A 13,960-nucleotide genomic window follows, 5' to 3' on the forward strand; every position below is an offset into this window, starting at 1 on the left:
CGCGGTCAGACCAGGCTGTCCCGCCAGGCCTGATGCAGCTCGGCGAAGCGGCCGGAGCCTTCGATCAGCTCCTGCGGGGTGCCGTCCTCGACGATCCGGCCCTGGTCCATCACCAGGACGCGGTCGGCGATCTCGACGGTGGAGAGCCGGTGGGCGATGATCACGGCCGTCCGCCCGGCCAGCACGGTGCGCATCGCCCGCTGGACGGCCTGCTCGCCGGGCACGTCCAGCGAGCTGGTCGCCTCGTCCAGGATCAGCACCGCCGGGTCGGCCAGCAGGGCCCGGGCGAAGGCGACCAGCTGGCGCTGGCCGGCCGAGATCCGGCCGCCGCGCTTGCGCACGTCGGTGTCGAAGCCCTCCGGCAGCGCGGCGACGAACTCGTACGCGCCGATGTCCCGGGCGGCCTGCTCGACCTCCGCGCGGGAGGCACCGGGACGGCCGATCGCGATGTTCTCGGCGACGGTGCCGGAGAACAGGAACGACTCCTGCGTCACCATGACCACCCCGCGCCGCAGTTCCGGCGTGGCGAGGTCGCGCAGGTCCACCCCGTCGAGGCTGATCCGGCCGCCGGTCGGGTCGTAGAAGCGGGCCAGCAGCTTGGCGACCGTCGACTTGCCCGCGCCGGTAGCCCCGACCACGGCCACGGTCTGGCCGGCCGGCAGCACCAGGTCGAAGGCGGGCAGCACCTCCTTGCCGGAGCGGTAGCCGAAGGCGGTCTTCTCGAAGTGCACCTCGCGCCCCTTGGCCGCGGCGGTGGACCGCTGGGCCGGGAGCTCCTTCGGCTCGGCGGGCTCCGCGACGGTCGGCTCGTGGGCGAGCAGGCCGGCGATCTTCTCCAGGGCGGCGGCGGCCGACTGGTAGCTGTTCAGGAACATCGCGAGCTGGTCGATCGGGTCGAACAGGCGGCGCAGGTAGAGCACGAAACCGGTGAGCACGCCGAGCTCCACCGCGCCGTCGGTGACCAGGAAGGCCCCGAGCAGCACCACACCGGCGCTCCAGACGTTCGCGGTGGCGCGGGAGAGGCCGACGTAGCGGGCGATCTCCAGCAGGCCGTCCGCCGTGGCGGCGGCCGACTGCCGGTTGACCACGGAGAACGCGGCGTCGTTGGCCCGCTCGCGGCGGAAGGCCTGGACGGGGCGGATGCCGTTCATGGTCTCGGTGAAGCGCACGATCAGCGAGGCGGCCGAGGTGCGCGAGCGGCGGTAGACCCGGCGGGAGCGGCTCCGGAACGAGCGGGCGATCAGGAACAGCGGGACGAACGAGGCCAGCGAGACCAGGCCCAGCCGCCAGTCCATCACCAGCAGCAGCACCGAGATGTAGAAGACCGAGAGGAAGACGGTCAGCAGCTCCTGGAGGCCCTCGGAGAGCAGCTCGCGCAGCGCGTCCACGTCGGAGGTGGCGCGGGAGATGATCCGGCCCGAGGTGTACCGCTCGTGGAAGTCCAGGCTGAGGCGCTGGGCGTGCCGGAAGATCCGGCCGCGCAGCTCCAGCAGGATGTCCTGGTTGATCCGGGCGCTGATCTTGATGAACGCCCACTGCAGCACGGTGCTGATCAGCGCGCAGGAGAGGTAGGCGGTGATCACCGCGACCAGCGGGCCGGCGTCGTGGTCGCGCAGTGCCGGGATGCCCCGGTCCATGGCGATCGCCACCAGCAGCGGACCGGACTGCAGCGCCGCCTGCTGGAGCAGGATCACCACCATCGCGACGGTGATCCGGGCCCGGTGCGGGCCGAGCAGCGCGCGCAGCAGCGCCCGGGGCGCGCCCGGCGGGACGGGGATGTCCTCCTCGTCGGCCGGGGGCGCGGGCAGCTCCTCCTCCGGCGCGGCCTTCGCCGCCTCCGTGGACTTCGCCGACTTCTCGGCGGGTTCGAGCGTGGTGGTCATCGGGCGGCGCCCCTCTCCGGTACCAGGGCGGCGTCGCCCGACATCAGTTCGCGGTAGCGCGCCGAGCTGCGCAGCAGCTCCTGGTGGGTGCCGACGGCCTCGATCCGGCCGTCCGAGAGCACCGCGACCCGGTCGGCGAGCAGCACGGTGCTCGGCCGGTGGGCCACCACCAGCGCGGTGGTGGAGCCGAGCACCTGCCGCAGGGCCCGCTCGACGAGCGCCTCGGTGTGCACGTCCAGCGCGGAGAGCGGGTCGTCCAGGACGAGGAAGGCCGGGGCGCCGACCACGGCGCGGGCCAGCGCCAGGCGCTGGCGCTGGCCGCCGGAGAGGCTGAGGCCCTGCTCGCCGACCTCCGTCCCGGCGCCGTCGGGCAGCTTCTCGACGAAGCCGGCCTGGGCGGTGGCCAGCGCGGCGGCGAGCTGCTCGGGGCCGGCGCCGGGCGCGCCCATCAGCACGTTCTCCCGGACGGTGGCGGAGAACAGGGTCGGCTCCTCGAAGGCGACCGAGACCAGCTCGCGCAGCCGCTCGCGGGGCAGCTCGCGGATCGGGCGGCCGTCCAGCGTGATGGTGCCGGCGGTGGCGTCGTACAGCCGGGGGAGCAGCGCGGTGAGCGTGGTCTTGCCGCTGCCGGTGGCACCGACCAGGGCCATCGTCTCGCCGCTGCGGATGTGCAGGTCGATGCCCCGGAGCAGGTCGGGGGTGTCGGGCGGCGCGTCGGGGTAGCGGAAGCGGACGCCGGTGAGCCGGATGCCGTCGGGGGCGGAGCCCGGCGTCGTGGCCGTGGTGTCGGCGGCGTCGGCCGGGGCCGGCTCGGTGTCGTCGTCCGGCAGCGGCTCGTCCAGCACCTCGAAGAAGCGGTCGGCGGCGGTGGCGGCCTCGTTGGCGTAGGCGAGCAGCCAGCCCAGCGACTCGACCGGCCAGCGCAGCGCGAGCGCGGTGGAGAGGAAGGCGACCAGGGTGCCGGTGCTCAGCTCGTCGTGCGCCACCAGGTAGCAGCCGACCGCGAGGGCGCAGCCGAGGGCCAGCTCGGGCAGGCCGACGATGACCGCCCAGAGGTTGGCGAGCAGGCCGGCCTTGCGCAGCTCGGTCCGGCGCAGGTCGTGCGTCCGGGCCCGGAAGCGGTCGGCCATCGACCGGTGGCGGCCGAAGGCCTTGAGGATGCGGATGCCGAGGATGGACTCCTCGATGACGGTGGCGAGGTCGCCGTTCTGGTCCTGGGCGACCCGGGCGGCGCCGGAGTAGCCGGCCTCGAACCTCCGGGTCAGCACCATCAGCGGGACGGCGGGCGCCAGCACGATCAGGGCCAGCCGCCAGTCCTGGGTGAACATCAGGGCGGTGCCCGCGAGGAAGGTCGCGGTGTTGACGATCAGGAAGACCAGCGGGAAGGCCAGGAACAGCCGCATGGTGTACATGTCGGAGGTCGCCCGGGAGAGCAACTGGCCGGAGCCCCAGCGGTCGTGGAAGGAGATCGGCAGCCGCTGCAGCCGGGCGAAGAGGTCGCCGCGCATCGCCGTCTCCACCCCGGCCAGGGGTTTGGCGAGGATGACCCGGCGGGCGTAGAACAGGGCCGCCTCGAAGAGCCCGAGCGCCAGGAGCAGGCCGATCAGCGGCCAGAGCGCGCCGACGTCGTGGTCGGTGATCGGTCCGTCGACGATTCGGCCGAGAACGATCGGGACGAGCAGCACGCTGAGCGCGGCGAACAGCGCGGCGGCGACCGAGGCGGTCAGCCGCCAGCGGATCGCGCGGGCGTAGGGCCACAGGCGCAGCAGCGAGCGGACCGTCGACCGGTGGGCGGACGTGGGGGCGGGGGCTTGGTTCTCGGCCATCGCCGTGAGCGTAGGTCGGGCCCGCGTCATTTCTCATCAGGTTTTTCGCACCTGTCGTCGAGAACCGGCCACCGGTGGCCGGGACGCGTGGGGTGCGGGGGTCAGCGAGGGGCGGGTGCGCGCAGCAGGCGCAGCGAGTGCCCGCCGAGCAGGGCGGTGTCCGGGGAGGGGAGCGGGCCGTTCTCCTCGCTCGCGGTGTCCAGCACCGTCTCGTACCGCGCGTCCGGCGCGGCCCAGGGTTCGCCTGGCAGCGTGAAGGCCACCGGGTCGGGGCCGGTGTTGAGCAGCAGCAGGAAGCTGTCGTCGCGCAACGGGCGTCCGTGCTGGTCGCGTTCGGACATCGCGGTGCCGGAGAGCAGCATCCCGAGGCAGGCCGTGGGGGCGAACCAGTCGGCCTCGGTCATCTCCTTGCCGCGCGGGGTGAACCAGGCCAGGTCCGGCTGGCCGCCGGGGGTGGCGGCCCGGCCGGAGAAGAACGCCCGCTGCCGCAGCACCGGGTGGGCGCGGCGCAGCCGGACGAGGCGGGCGGTGAGGTCGCGCAGCCCGGCCCAGTCGCGGTCCGCCAGCAGGGACCAGTCCAGCCAGCTGATCTCGTTGTCCTGGCAGTAGGCGTTGTTGTTGCCGCGCTGGGTGCGGCCGAACTCGTCCCCGGCGGTGATCATCGGGACGCCGGTGGAGAGCAGCAGGGTGGCCATCAGGTTGCGCAACTGGCGCAGGCGCAGGGCCTGGACGGCCGGATCGGCGGTCTCCCCCTCGGCGCCGTGGTTCCAGGACCGGTTGTCGTCGGTGCCGTCCCGGTTGGCCTCGCCGTTGGCCTCGTTGTGCTTGCGGTCGTAGGAGACCAGGTCGCGCAGGGTGAAGCCGTCGTGCGCGGTGACGAAGTTGACCGAGGCGTAGGGGCGCCGGCCGCCGCGCTGGTAGAGGTCGGAGGAGCCGGAGAGCCGGTAGCCGAGCTCGCGGACGTCCGGGCGGGCGCCGCGCCAGAAGTCCCGCACGGTGTCCCGGTACTTGTCGTTCCATTCGGCCCACAGCGGGGGGAAGCCGCCGACCTGGTAGCCGCCCGCGCCGACGTCCCAGGGCTCGGCGATCAGCTTGACCCGGCTCAGCACCGGGTCCTGGGAGACGGCGGCGAGGAAGGGGTGGTCCATCTCGACGCCGTCGCTGCCGCGGGCGAGCGCGGCGGCGAGGTCGAAGCGGAAGCCGTCCACGCCCATCTCGGTCACCCAGTACCGCAGCGAGTCGGTGATCAGCCGGATCACCTGCGGCCGCCGGGTGTCCAGGGTGTTGCCGCAGCCGGTGTAGTCGGCGTAGCCGCGCGGGCGGTTCAGCGGCAGCCGGTAGTACCCGGCGTTGTCGATGCCCCGCAGCGAGAGGGCGGGGCCCAGCTCGGCGCCCTCGGCGGTGTGGTTGTAGACCACGTCGAGGACGACCTCGATGCCGGCGGCGTGCAGCGCGCGCACCATCCGCTTGAACTCGCCCACCTGGCCGCCGCGGCTGCCGGAGGAGGAGTAGCCGGCGTGCGGGGCGAAGAAGCCGACGGTGTTGTACCCCCAGTAGTTGCCCAGGCCGCGGGCCTGGAGGTGGTCCTCGCTGGCGTACTGGTGCACCGGCAGCAGCTCGACGGCGGTGACGCCGAGCCCGGTGAGGTGGGCGATGGCGGCGGGGTGGGCGAGGCCCGCGTAGGTGCCGCGCAGCTCCGGCGGCACCTCGGGGTGGCGCATGGTGAAGCCGCGCACGTGCAGCTCGTACAGCACGGTCTCCGCCCAGGGGGTCTTCGGGCGGTGGTCGTCGTACCAGTCGTCGTCGTCGTGGACCACGACGGACCTGGGCACGTAGCGGGCCGAGTCGCGGTTGTCCCGGACGGTGTCGGCGACGTCGGCCTCGGGCCAGTTGCGGACGGCGGAGCAGACCGCGTCGTGGGAGGTGTAACAGCCGTCGACGGCCCGGGCGTAGGGGTCGAGCAGCAGCTTGGCCGGGTTCCACCGGGCGCCGGTCCACGGGTCCCAGCGGCCGTGGACCCGGAAGCCGTACCGGGTGCCCGGGCGGACGCCGGGCAGGAAGCCGTGCCAGGTCTGGAAGTTCTGCTCGGTGAGGCGGTGTCTGCTCTCCTGGCCGTCCTCGTCGAAGAGGCAGAGGTCGACCGCCTCGGCGCCGGCCGCCCAGAGCGCGAAGTTGGTGCCCTGGCGGCCCTGGGCATCGGTGCGGAAGCGGGCGCCGAGCGGCTGCCAGCTGCCGGGCCACGGTGGCTCGGTGCCGGTACCGCCGCGCGGCCGCACTCCGGCTTCCAGCTCCTGCCCTGACGCCATGGCCCTACCCTCCCTGGGCGGGGTGTCCCGGACCCCGTTCACCTTCTCTTTCCCTGATCCTGCTGATCGGAAGCCGCTGAACGGTGGCTTACCGGCGGATGGCGGCCGGGGGCCGCGCGCCGCGGGGGCGGTTCGGGCACGCCGCCCGGGCCCGAACCGGGGCCACCACCGGGCCGCCGGCCGCCCGGTGGTGGGCCGCCGGAGTGAGGTTCACCCGGCGGTCCGCGTGTCCTGCCGGGATTGCCCTCGTTGTCCGGGGTATCGGACGGAAACGGCGGGAGGCCCCGGAATGCGGCCCCGAGTACTGGTGTGGGCGCGCCGTGCGGCGGCGCTGGGGTGGAGCCTGGCGGTGCTGACGGGGTGCGCCGGCGGGGGCGGTCCGGCGGCCGGCCCGGCCCAGGACGCGGCGGCCCCGGGGCACACGGCCCCGCCGGCCCCCTCCCGGGCGGCGATCACCGCGCTGCCCGCCGACGGCGCCGAGGACGTCCCGCCGGACGGCGCGGTCCGGGTCTCGGTGGCCCAGGGCCGGCTGGTCTCCGTCCGGCTGGCCGACGCGAAGGGCACCGAGGTGGCCGGGACGCTCTCCCCGGACGGTGCGAGCTGGGCGCCGAACGGCCCGCTGCCGCTCGGCACCGCGTACACCCTGGACTCGGTGGCCGAGGACGACCAGGGCCAGAAGGCGAACCAGCACACGGACTTCTCGACGGTGGCCCGGGCGCACACCTTCGTCGCCTTCTTCACCCCGGAGGACGGCTCCACGGTCGGCGTCGGCATGCCCGTCTCGCTGCGCTTCAGCCGCCCGATCACCGACCGGGCGGCCGTCGAGCGGGCGGTGACGGTGACGGCCGACCCGCCGGTGGAGCTGGCCGCGCACTGGTTCGGCACCCAGCGGCTGGACGTCCGGCCGAAGGCCTACTGGGCGGCCGGCACCAAGGTCGCGGTGGCGCTGCGGCTCAAGGACGTGCAGGGGGCGCCGGGCGCGTTCGGCACCCAGACCAGGGACGTCCGGTTCACCGTCGGCCGGGCCCAGGTCTCCACGGTGGACCTGGACGCCCACACCCTGACCGTGCGGGCCGGGGCGGGCGGCAAGGTGGTGCGCACGCTCAAGGTGTCCGGCGGGGACCCGAAGCACACCACCTACCGGGGCGTGCTGGTGGTCTCCGAGAAGTACCGCACGACCAGGATGAACTCGCAGACCGTCGGGATGGGCGACGAGTACGACATCAAGGACGTCCCGCACGCGATGCGGCTGACCACCTCCGGCACCTTCATCCACGGCAACTACTGGGCCGACCCGGCGGTGTTCGGCACGGCCAACACCAGCCACGGCTGCATCGGCCTGGCCGACGCCAAGGGCGGGACGAGCAAGGACACCCCGGCGGGCTGGCTGTTCGAGCACACCATCCCCGGGGACGTGATCGAGGTGAAGGCGGCCACCGGGGACGCCGTCCCGCCGAGCAACGGGTTCAACGGCTGGAACCTGCCCTGGGCCCAGTGGGTCGCGGGCAGCGCGATCGAGCGCTGAGCCACCGGCCCCTGGCCCCGGCTGCGGGGCGGTGACCCTCCCGCCGGTCTTCACCGCTGTTCCACCTGTGATTCACCGCACTCCCCCCGGGGTTCACTCATTCGGCCCAGCTATCCTGCTTGCCGCGCCGAAGACCGGCGCGGAAGATCGCCGGTCCGGTGCAACCCGTCCGGGCGAACACGCGTCCATCTGGATGGACACCGGGAGGGGAGAAACCGTGAAGCCGGTTTTGGCGGACGACGCCGCGATAGGGACCACCAGCCGTCGGATGCGCCGCGGCGCAGTGGCGCTCGCGATGGGCGGGGTGCTGCTGCTCACCGCGGCATGTGGGGACGACAAGGGCAGTGACGGGGGCAGCGGCGGGGGTGACGCGGCCGCCACGGCGGGTGCCAACGGTGGGGGCGCTCCGGCGCCCGGCCAGAGCTCGGCGGCGCCGAAGACCTCGGCCGCGGTGCTGACCGTCGAGCCGAAGGACGGTGCCCAGGACGTCTCGCCGACCAACGCGCTGGCCGTCTCGGTCGCGAGCGGCAAGCTCACCACCGTCGAGGTCACCGACAAGGAGGGCAAGCCGGTCGCCGGGGCGATCACGCCGGACGGCTCCGGCTGGAAGCCCAGCGCGCCCCTGGCCGTCGGCATGGTCTACAAGGTGAGCGCGCAGGCCCAGGACGCCGAGGGCCTGGTGACGGCGTCGACGACCTCGTTCACCACGCTGACCCCGGCGAAGACGATCTCCACGAACGACAACATCGCCGACAACGCCACCTACGGCGTCGGCATGATCGTCTCGGTGGTCTTCAACAAGGACGTGAAGAACAAGGAGGCCGTGGCGAAGGGGATCACCTTCGAGACCAGCGACGGCGCCGCCACCGAGGTGAAGGGCCACTGGTTCGGCACCAAGCGGCTGGACTTCCGCCCGGCCGAGTACTGGAAGCCGGGGACGAAGGTCACCATCCACTACCGGCTGAAGAACGTCGAGGTCGCCCCCGGCATCTACGGCGACGTGGACAAGGACGAGCCGTTCACCATCGGCCGCTCCCAGGTCTCGACGGCCGACTCGGCCGCCCACACGATGACGACCGTCCGGGACGGCAAGAGCACCACGGTGCCGGTCACCCTCGGCGCCGACGCGACCCCCTCCTGGGGCGGCACCATGGTGATCATGTCCAAGGAGAAGGTCACCCGGATGAACTCGCAGACCGTCGGTCTCGGCGGCGAGTACGACATCCAGGACGTCCCGCACGCGATGCGGCTCACCACCTCCGGCACCTTCGTGCACGGCAACTACTGGGCCAACCCCTTCGGCAAGTCCAACGCGAGCCACGGCTGCGTCTCGATGGCCGACGAGAAGGGCGGCAGCGACACCTCGGTGGCGGGCAAGTTCTTCAACGACTCGCTGGTCGGCGACGTGGTGAAGATCGTGAACACCAAGGAGAAGACCGTCGCGCCCGACAACGGGCTCGGCGGCTGGAACATCGGCTGGGCCAACTGGTAGGTCCGGCGACACACGCTCTACCCCGGCGGCAGCCCCGGTAGTCCCGGTTCGACGACGACCGGCCCGATCCTCACTCGTTGGGGTCGGGCCGGTCGTCGTTCGTGGCGTGATCGTCGCCCGGATGGCGCAACCTTTCCGGTGGATGGCGCGTGTATCTGTCGAGTCCCCTCGTGGTCGAGCGGGATCAACGGGAGGAGTCGGCATGAGGTCGATACGGACAGTGGTGGCCGCCGGTCTGATGGGCGGCGCGCTGGTGCTGACCAGCGCGTGCGGCGGGGGCGACGGCGCGGCCGGCGGGAGCGCGGCCAAGGCGGACCTGGGGGGCGCGGCGGGCGTCGCGGCGACCGCCTCCGCGCCGGCGTCCGGAGCGGCACCGGCCTCCGGGGCGGCGCCGGCCGATGCCCCCGCGTCGACCCCGGCGGCGCCGAAGGTGTCGGCGGCGGTGCTGGACATCCAGCCGAAGAACGGCGCGGTGGACGTGGCCCCGAGCGGCGCGCTCAAGGTCGCGGTGGCGGGCGGCAAGCTCACCACGGTCAAGGTGAGCGACCGGACCGGCAAGGAGGTCGCCGGGACGATCGCCGCCGACGGCGGCAGCTGGACGCCGACGGCCGGCCTGGCGGTCGGCACCGCCTACCAGGTGAGCGCGATGGCGGCGGACGCCAACGGCGTGGTCGCCTCGGCGGACAGCGGCTTCACCACGCTGACGCCCGAGCGCGAGGCGAAGGCGAGCGACAACGTCGAGGACAACGCCACCTACGGGGTCGGCATGATCGTCTCGGTCGACTTCGACAAGGACGTGAAGAACAAGGAGGCGGTCGCCAAGGGCATCACCTTCGAGTCCGACAACGGCACCGTGGTGAAGGGCCACTGGTTCGGCAACCGCCGGCTGGACTTCCGCCCCGAGGCGTACTGGAAGCCGGGGACGAAGGTCACCGTCCACTACCGGCTGAAGAACGTGGAGCTCGCCCCCGGCGTCTACGGCGGCGTGGACCGGGACGAGCCCTTCACGATCGGGCGATCGCAGGTCTCGACGGTTGACGCGAAGACGCACAGGATGACGGTGGTCAACGACGGCAGGAGCTCCGTCGTCGACATCACCTCCGGCTCCTCGGAGCACCCCACCTGGAACGGCACCATGGTGGTGATGTCCAAGGAAGGCGTGGTGCGGATGCAGTCCAGCAGCATGCCCGGGATGACCGGGGACCCGTACGACCTCCAGGTGCCGCACTCGATGCGGCTGACCACGTCCGGCACGTACGTACACGGCAACTACTGGAGCAGCGCCTTCGGCAAGGACAACGTCAGCCACGGCTGCGTCGGCCTCAAGGACGTCAAGGGCGGCGGCGACGGCACCTCGGCGGGCACCTTCTACGACGGCTCGCTGATCGGCGACATCGTGACGGTGCAGAATTCCTCGCGCGGCACGGTGGCTCCGGACAACGGCCTCAGCGGCTGGAACCTGGCCTGGAGTGCCTGGTAGGAGGCGGTTTGCGGCAACCCGGGCTTGACGCGCACCCGGCCCGGGTTGCATCCGGCATATGCCGAGCGGGTAGTGATCGTTTGCTCATTGTCCGTACGCGGCCGCTTGCGTTCCGCAATGATGGACCGCATGGCGGGTTGGGGCGAAACAGATCAGTCATCACTTCCTGGGTCGAGCTTGGTCGCTGAGGCATCGTGGATGTGCTTCCAGGACGCGCTGGCGGCCCTGGAGCGGCTCAGCTCCGAGGAGCTGGAGCGGATGTACTTCGGCAGGCTGTGCGACCAGTCGGCACCGGGCGAGATGCGGTTGCCGTCGAGGCCGGAGTCCGGGCCGCTGGCCCGCCGGCTGGTGCTCTCGGTGCTGGAGTCCTGGGAGCTGCACCAGCAGTTGGAGGTCGGCGAGCTGCTCACCAGCGAGCTGGTGGCCAACGCGGTGCGGCACGCGGCCGGGCGGACCATCGGCGTCCAGGTGTCGCGCAAGCCCGGCTGGCTGCGGGTCGAGGTGCGGGACTCCTCGCGGGCGCTGCCCTGTCTGATCATGGCCGAGCCGCTGCCGATCAACGAGTACGGGCGCGGGCTCAAGGTCGTCGACGACCTCGCCGACCGCTGGGGCGCCGATCTGCTGCCGCGCGGCAAGGGCGTCTGGTTCGAGCTCAAGGTGCGCGAGCGCCACTGAGGCGTCGCGGCGGCCCCCGCCGTGGTCGCGCCCCCGCCGTGGTCGCGCCGCAGCCGTGGCCGTGCCCGGAAAACGCGCAGGGCCCCCGATCCACCGTGTTCCGGTGCGTGGGGGCCCCTGCAAGTCATCGCGCGGCCAAGGGGGTGCGTGCCGACACGATGGGCGACGGCCGTGCCAGGTCGGGCGGGCCGTAGTCTCGGTGTCCTCGGCGGGTCGTCGTCGTCCGCCGCCGGACATCTCGACTATCGCACGGATCTCAGCATGTGGGCAAACCGGCTGGCTTTGATTTCAAGGTTTGTAACCTAGTTCACCTTTGGAATTTGCATAGGTTAACGCTGTCGCCTGAGATTATTCATGAGCGAGCCGTGTAGACCCTGTGACGAGGCTCTGTGACGAGGCCCTGTCGGGGCCGGCGGTCCGAGTGCTAGCGGACGCCCTGCCCCGGGCCGCGCAGCGAGAGCAGCGGGGTATCGACGCCGAGCTTGGTGGCGCTGCCCTGGAGGGCCTCCCGCAGGTACGGGTAGAGCACCGTCACGCCGATCCGGTCGACGAACAGCTGCTGCAGTTCGGCGGGAAGCTCGAACGGCGCGCCGAGCGAGAAGGCCGCCGCCGCGTCCACCACGAAGTCGGCCTGGGCGCTCCCCAGTTCCAGCCGGCAGCGGACCTCCAGGGTGGTCCCGTCGTCGCCCTCGCGGAGCCAGACCGCGAGCGTGGTCCGGTTCTCCGCCCCGCTGCGCGGCTCCTGCTGGTCGAAGAGGCGCCGGCCGGAGACCTCCAGGAAGGTGACGTCCTCCAGCTCGGTGGCGGCGGAGAGCTCGTCGAGGGTGGCGAAGCGCCGAACCCCCCGGCGGGCGGGCGAACCGGCCATCAGACGGTCACCGACCGCTGCGCGTCGTCGCCCCAGGCGGTCGGCCGGGACCGTGCCCCGCGCTCGCGGACGGCCACCCGGACCTGCACCTCGACGGGCGCGGGCTTCCAGGCGGGCGTCAGGTCCGCGGCGGTGTGGTCGACCAGGCTGTACAGCCGGGCGTCGACCGCGCGGGCGTACCGCTGGAGCGTGGAGTAGCGGGCGTCGCCGCCCACCCGCTCGAACTCGGAGATCGTCGACTGCGACGTCCCCATCAGGTCCGCCACGTCGCGCTGGGTCAGACCGCGCTTCTTGCGGGCCACCACCAGGGTCTCCACGAGTTCGGCGTAGGCCTGCGCGTCGGCCAGGCTCGCGGCGACGCGGGGATCGTCCGGGTCGAGGTCGAGTAGATCGTGCAGCGTGGGTGCCATGGCCGCCTCCCCTCAGAGTGCTTCAACATTATCGCCCGAAGCCGATATCGAGAACCGGGAACTCAGCCCGCCGACGGCCGGTTCCGCCACTCCCGGAGCCGCCGCTCCGCGGCGCCGCGCTCGTTCGGCGGGGTCTTCTGGGACTTCTTCTGGAAGAACGACAGGGCGAGCAGGACCAGGCCCTCGCCCTCCTCCGCGAAGAGCAGCCGGAAGGTGCGGTGATCGCCGGTGAGCCGCACCTCCAGGAGGTCGTTGCCGAGGTCCTTGACGTCCCCCGGCAGGGTCTGCCGCTCCTTGACCCGGTTCATCAGGACGAACAGCCGGGCCCGCTCGTGGCTGGCCAGCCGGGCCTTCTGCAGGTCCTTGACCAGGGGCGTCGAACCGTCCGCGCCCTCGTAGAAGGACCACTCCCGTGTGTTCAACGCCCACCCCCTCGGCCCGTGCGCCGGTCGGCAGTCTAGGGGGGAGGGGGTGAAGGGGAGATCAATGCGGCTGCCGTGCGGACGGGTTGGGACGGACCGAGGCGCGCACCCGGGCGGCGTGCCGGTGCACGGCCTGGGGCGAGAGCCGGGCCCGCGGTGGCGGGGCGTCGGAGGCGCCCGCCCGGCAGGCCCGGCAGAGGCCGCCGAGGAGGGCCTGCGGCCGGCTCGGGGTGCGGCAGTCGGTGCACTCCAGGACGCGGGTGACCGGCGCCGTCGGCTCCCCGGTGCGTTCGGGCGGCATCTTGTCGGCCAGGCGGCGGTGGACGAAGGCGGCCGGGCTGTGGACGGCCGGCGGGAGCCCGGCGGTCAGCGCGCTGGTGAGGTACGCCGTACCGGCCCCGCGCGCGAGCCACTGGGCGGCGAGCGGTTCGAGGGAGTCGCAGTCGCGCGCCGAGAGCGCGAGCCGGGGGTCGGCGAGCCCGAGGGCTGCGAGGGCCCGGTAGGCGGGTGACCGGTTCACGCGGGGGTGGGGCCGCTCGTCCGGGTGAACCTGCGCGGGGCCGGTGTCGGCACTGCCGTCCGTGTCGCCGACGGTCAGGAAGCGGGACCACCAGGCGTCGTCCCGGGGCGTCCGGGAGAAGTAGGTGCGGAACACCCACTGCGTACGGTCGCCGTCGACCCGCTCGCGGACTCGGCGCAGGTGACCGGCGACGGAGAGCCGGTTGAGCGCGCTGCGGACGGCCTGCTGGCCGTAGTGCGGCTGCTCGCGGGCGAGGGTCTTGGTGTCCATCGCGGCGCCCTCGGGCAGCCGGTCGACCAGCCGCGCCAGGTAGGCCTCACGGGCGGGAAGGTGCGCGAAGTCGTCGGCGCGAGGGGGATTTTGGCCCGGCGCGGAACGCTTTCCGTAGCCGGGGGACGCCATCGGGGGCAGGGCAGCGCTAAAGTCGTGGGTAGCCACAGGATCGAGGTCCTATCGATCGTGTCGGTCAGACCCCCGTTCGGTGTTGGTGCACCGGCGGGGGTTGATTCGTTGGTGCGCACGCTACACGGCGTGCGCAGCCCGTGGCGACCGG

Annotated in this window: 11 protein-coding genes; 4 read left to right on the top strand and 7 right to left on the bottom strand. The window is 72.8% G+C overall.

Translation table 11 applies throughout. The annotated features are described in order from the left end of the window. Positions 1-5: 5 nt before the first annotated feature. The 3 genes from OG618_RS24315 to glgX form a co-directional block, all read right to left on the bottom strand. Positions 6-1,883 carry an ABC transporter ATP-binding protein gene (locus OG618_RS24315; RefSeq protein ID WP_329489662.1) on the bottom strand — a complete coding sequence of 626 codons (1,878 nt, stop codon included), beginning with the start codon at positions 1,881-1,883 and terminating at the stop codon, positions 6-8. Next, the gene (locus tag OG618_RS24320) at positions 1,880-3,709 is read right to left on the bottom strand and encodes an ABC transporter ATP-binding protein (RefSeq protein ID WP_329489663.1); all 1,830 of its coding nucleotides are present in this window, start codon (positions 3,707-3,709) and stop codon (positions 1,880-1,882) included. Before OG618_RS24320 ends, OG618_RS24315 begins: the two co-directional genes overlap by 4 nt. Positions 3,710-3,810: 101 nt before the next feature. Then, positions 3,811-6,015 (bottom strand): glycogen debranching protein GlgX, encoded by a 2,205-nt coding sequence (gene glgX, locus OG618_RS24325; protein ID WP_329489664.1) that lies wholly within the window; start codon positions 6,013-6,015, stop codon positions 3,811-3,813. Between the two features lie 289 nt (positions 6,016-6,304). Between glgX and OG618_RS24330 the strand changes: the two genes are divergently transcribed. From OG618_RS24330 to OG618_RS24345, 4 genes are all read left to right on the top strand, one after another. Further along, on the top strand, positions 6,305-7,540 hold the full coding sequence (locus tag OG618_RS24330; protein WP_329489665.1) for a L,D-transpeptidase: 1,236 nt from the start codon (positions 6,305-6,307) through the stop codon (positions 7,538-7,540). A gap of 217 nt (positions 7,541-7,757) precedes the next feature. Then, the gene (locus OG618_RS24335) at positions 7,758-9,032 is read left to right on the top strand and encodes a L,D-transpeptidase (protein ID WP_329489666.1); all 1,275 of its coding nucleotides are present in this window, start codon (positions 7,758-7,760) and stop codon (positions 9,030-9,032) included. A gap of 202 nt (positions 9,033-9,234) precedes the next feature. Next, positions 9,235-10,512: a L,D-transpeptidase gene (locus tag OG618_RS24340; protein ID WP_329489667.1), complete on the top strand. Its 1,278-nt coding sequence runs from the start codon at positions 9,235-9,237 to the stop codon at positions 10,510-10,512. A gap of 198 nt (positions 10,513-10,710) precedes the next feature. After that, positions 10,711-11,187, top strand: a complete 477-nt coding sequence (locus OG618_RS24345; RefSeq protein ID WP_329489668.1) for an ATP-binding protein — start codon at positions 10,711-10,713, stop codon at positions 11,185-11,187. A 424-nt stretch (positions 11,188-11,611) separates the two neighbouring features. Here the strand turns inward: OG618_RS24345 and OG618_RS24350 are convergent, their stop codons facing one another. From OG618_RS24350 to OG618_RS24365, 4 genes are all read right to left on the bottom strand, one after another. Continuing rightward, positions 11,612-12,055 (bottom strand): hypothetical protein, encoded by a 444-nt coding sequence (locus tag OG618_RS24350; protein ID WP_329489669.1) that lies wholly within the window; start codon positions 12,053-12,055, stop codon positions 11,612-11,614. Beyond that, positions 12,055-12,465: a helix-turn-helix domain-containing protein gene (locus OG618_RS24355; protein WP_329489670.1), complete on the bottom strand. Its 411-nt coding sequence runs from the start codon at positions 12,463-12,465 to the stop codon at positions 12,055-12,057. Before OG618_RS24355 ends, OG618_RS24350 begins: the two co-directional genes overlap by 1 nt. Positions 12,466-12,527: 62 nt before the next feature. Beyond that, positions 12,528-12,887, bottom strand: a complete 360-nt coding sequence (locus OG618_RS24360; protein ID WP_329489671.1) for a type II toxin-antitoxin system RelE/ParE family toxin — start codon at positions 12,885-12,887, stop codon at positions 12,528-12,530. Between the two features lie 61 nt (positions 12,888-12,948). Then, positions 12,949-13,809, bottom strand: a complete 861-nt coding sequence (locus OG618_RS24365; RefSeq protein WP_329489672.1) for a hypothetical protein — start codon at positions 13,807-13,809, stop codon at positions 12,949-12,951. Between the last annotated feature and the right edge of the window lie 151 nt (positions 13,810-13,960).

The sequence above is a fragment of the Kitasatospora sp. NBC_01246 genome, assembly GCF_036226505.1.
Lineage (GTDB): Bacteria > Actinomycetota > Actinomycetes > Streptomycetales > Streptomycetaceae > Kitasatospora.

Bases quoted from the DNA above. Each gene is read 5' to 3' on its own strand.
- OG618_RS24350 (WP_329489669.1), bottom strand. From the start codon at position 12,055: ATGGCCGGTTCGCCCGCCCGCCGGGGGGTTCGGCGCTTCGCCACCCTC.
- OG618_RS24355 (WP_329489670.1), bottom strand. From the start codon at position 12,465: ATGGCACCCACGCTGCACGATCTACTCGACCTCGACCCGGACGATCCC.
- OG618_RS24320 (WP_329489663.1), bottom strand. From the start codon at position 3,709: ATGGCCGAGAACCAAGCCCCCGCCCCCACGTCCGCCCACCGGTCGACG.
- OG618_RS24315 (WP_329489662.1), bottom strand. From the start codon at position 1,883: ATGACCACCACGCTCGAACCCGCCGAGAAGTCGGCGAAGTCCACGGAG.
- glgX (WP_329489664.1), bottom strand. From the start codon at position 6,015: ATGGCGTCAGGGCAGGAGCTGGAAGCCGGAGTGCGGCCGCGCGGCGGT.
- OG618_RS24345 (WP_329489668.1), top strand. From the start codon at position 10,711: ATGTGCTTCCAGGACGCGCTGGCGGCCCTGGAGCGGCTCAGCTCCGAG.
- OG618_RS24365 (WP_329489672.1), bottom strand. From the start codon at position 13,809: ATGGCGTCCCCCGGCTACGGAAAGCGTTCCGCGCCGGGCCAAAATCCC.
- OG618_RS24340 (WP_329489667.1), top strand. From the start codon at position 9,235: ATGAGGTCGATACGGACAGTGGTGGCCGCCGGTCTGATGGGCGGCGCG.
- OG618_RS24330 (WP_329489665.1), top strand. From the start codon at position 6,305: ATGCGGCCCCGAGTACTGGTGTGGGCGCGCCGTGCGGCGGCGCTGGGG.